The following is a 2,808-nucleotide window of genomic DNA, read 5'->3' as shown; positions in this document are numbered from 1 at the left end:
AGGGGCGATAGGTAAGATTTTGATGTTATCTCCAACTTTTCCCCCGCCCTAAACCGTGCATGAACCTTTCAGCTCACACGGCTTGCCATCAAGGGCAAATTGATTTACATTTTAACAACTCTCAACATGAACAAGACTTCTGAGCTTATCAACTTTGGTTTTCTGTTTCGGAGTGAGGTTTAAGGAATCCGTAAGCCTTGCAATAGTGTCGGTATCGGTAGCGTGAATAAGCCTGTGGGCATTTCCGCATAACAAAATCAGATTTTGGTATGCATCTGTGCCTCCGTTGCAACGTGGGACTTTGTGGTGACAGAAAATATCTCCAATCATCAGCTTCGCCCCGGTTACGGCACATTTACCCATTTGAGCCGAGTATAGTGACAATCTGTTGTCGTTATACTCTATGGTGGCATTCCAGACCGGGTTTCGCATCAGATAATGCAGAATCTCCATATCAACTGCTTCCAGTTGTTTATGAATCATTGCCCTACCTTCTGCGGTGTACGAGTTCACACCACGTTTTCGCTGAATGGGATGCCTGTGCTTGACATAGCCTATTGGCGCAAGCGCAATTCCTCCTACATATCGCAACTGCTTACTTTTTCCGTACCGTTCCTTAATCACGTTTGCTATATGGCACGGAATCCGATTCTTTTCAACCTCTGCTGCCGTTTTTAACCGCTGTCGAAATCTTGTTTTCTGGCTCTTTTGGACTGAAAAGGCTAATCCTCTGAAATCCTTGCTGACCTTGGTCGCCATGCTGTAGTAGTCATGGACACCGAGTACAAAGGCATTGTATTTCGCAATTTCCTCATATTCGGAATGTGCCGCATTCTTCGGGTACTGAATCGCATGGGTCAGTTCCGCAAGGTTGTCTTTAATTTTCTTAATGGATTTCTCTCTGACATGGCTCTCTACAACAAATTTGGTTTGTCCCTGTTTGGTTTTGCCCCTGGGAATCACTTTCAGTCTGAATCCCAGAAAATCGGAATAGTCCTCTTTCAGGCTGATTACCTTGGACTTCTCCGGGCTTATATCCAGACCGAGACGCTCTTTTAGCCAGTCCTTTGTTGCATGGAGCAGCTTGACCGCATTAGGATAGCTGCTGGTAAATATTTTGAAATCATCTGCATATCGGACACAGGTTATTTCTTTCAATCCGCTTCTACGCAGGGACGCATACTTATTACCATGATTGGGGCTGCCATTGCGGTTAGGCGTTTGCTTGAACGGATATTGTGTTGGAATGTTTTCCCATTGGCTTGCCAACCACCAGTCCAGTTCATTCAGCACAATGTTTGACAGAAGCGGAGAGATGATACCGCCCTGCGGTGTCCCTTTCTCTGGAAACCCAATTCCTGCCACTTCCGCTTTCAGCATTGCAGATATAATAGAAATCAGCTTTTTGTCACATATTCCAAGTGTCCACAGTTGTTTTAGCAGCTTGCCATGGCTCACATTATCGAAGAATCCCTTAATGTCAATGTCAACTACATAATGCAGATGGCTTAGCTGCATATTTTTATGGACTTGAGAAATTGCGTGCTGCTGGCTTCTGTTTGGCCTGAATCCGTAGCTGTGGTCATGGAATTTTGCTTCACAAATTGGCTCTAAAACCTGTAGAACACATTGCTGAACAAGTCTGTCCATAATGGTCGGTATCCCCAACGGTCTTGTCTTACCATTGTCCTTTGGTATCTCTACTCGGCGAACACTTTGGGGGACATACCAACTGAATTTCCGTTGCACAAGCACAACGAGCTTTTCTTCAGAGAGCTTTTCTAAGTGCTGTATGGTCTTGCCATCTGTGCCTGCTGTTTTGCTTCCTTTATTCTTCTTGATGTTCCGGTATGCCAATTTGATATTTTCCGGCAGGGTGATAATTTCCACCAGCTTGGTGAACATCTTGCCATCCATACTTTCGGCATACAGCTTATCTTGAATTTTCTGGAAATCGTAATATTCAGCATGGCGCAGTTTCGATTTCTTCAAAGCCTTTTTCTTTGTTGCCATAGTCGGTCATCACTCACTTTCGTGGGCTTAACCTTTCTTAGTCCTACTCGAACCTATGCGTGTTTGTTAATAATGATATTTTCAATTTACTCTTGACTACAGCCCGTCCCTCCACCGCTTACTTTTTTCACGGCTTCTAAATTCAACCATCGCTGACTGAATACGGTACCATGGCTGCACCTTCCTCCCGGATTAAGAAAAGTTATACTGCACCTTCATTCCTGACGACACAGATTTCCTTTTCATGCTTCATAGCGTGCAATCGCTCCACATCCGAGACTTTCTACGTTCCGATATTCCTATCTGTACATGATGCCCTTAGACTATCCTTTTGGCCAGTATGCTGGATAGCACCTGTAATGCTATAGGGAATTTCATTGCGACCGCCTTACTTTACCCCACATACACCATTTTCATGGCAACGGCATTTCTACCGTTCTTTCTTCTTGACCCATACATTCGGACTTTCGTCAGTGGTTGTCAGCCACATTCTTGTCATAGGCATTTTATAGACCCCCGACCTATAGACCGCACTATCCACCTCTGGACAGCTTTCCACATCTGCCTTACGGCTCTGTTTGGACGATTCTCAGCCGACTTCAACGTGCTGTGTCAGCGCAGGATATTGCACTCCTTTGCTTCCAACGTAGTATCAGGTGAGCGTTTCAGGGCGTTACCCCATCATTCCACTCTTCAGAATATCAGTTAGGGAAAACTCTGTTTTCCCCGCTACTTTTACCTCCTTACAGGCTTTCGCCCACATAAAGTTTATTTGTAGCAACGTATCGCTACACG

General features: G+C 44.9%; 1 protein-coding gene. It reads right to left on the bottom strand.

What is annotated here, in order from left to right; all coding sequences use genetic code 11:
- Positions 1-111: 111 nt before the first annotated feature.
- On the bottom strand, positions 112-2,013 hold the full coding sequence (gene ltrA, locus WMO66_RS13465) for a group II intron reverse transcriptase/maturase (RefSeq protein ID WP_349136922.1): 1,902 nt from the start codon (positions 2,011-2,013) through the stop codon (positions 112-114).
- Positions 2,014-2,808: the final 795 nt, after the last annotated feature.

This window comes from Faecousia intestinalis, assembly GCF_040096185.1.
Lineage (GTDB): Bacteria > Bacillota > Clostridia > Oscillospirales > Oscillospiraceae > JAZOXB01.
Note: the sequence above shows the minus strand (reverse complement) of the source record. Positions and strands in the feature narration are given on the sequence as shown.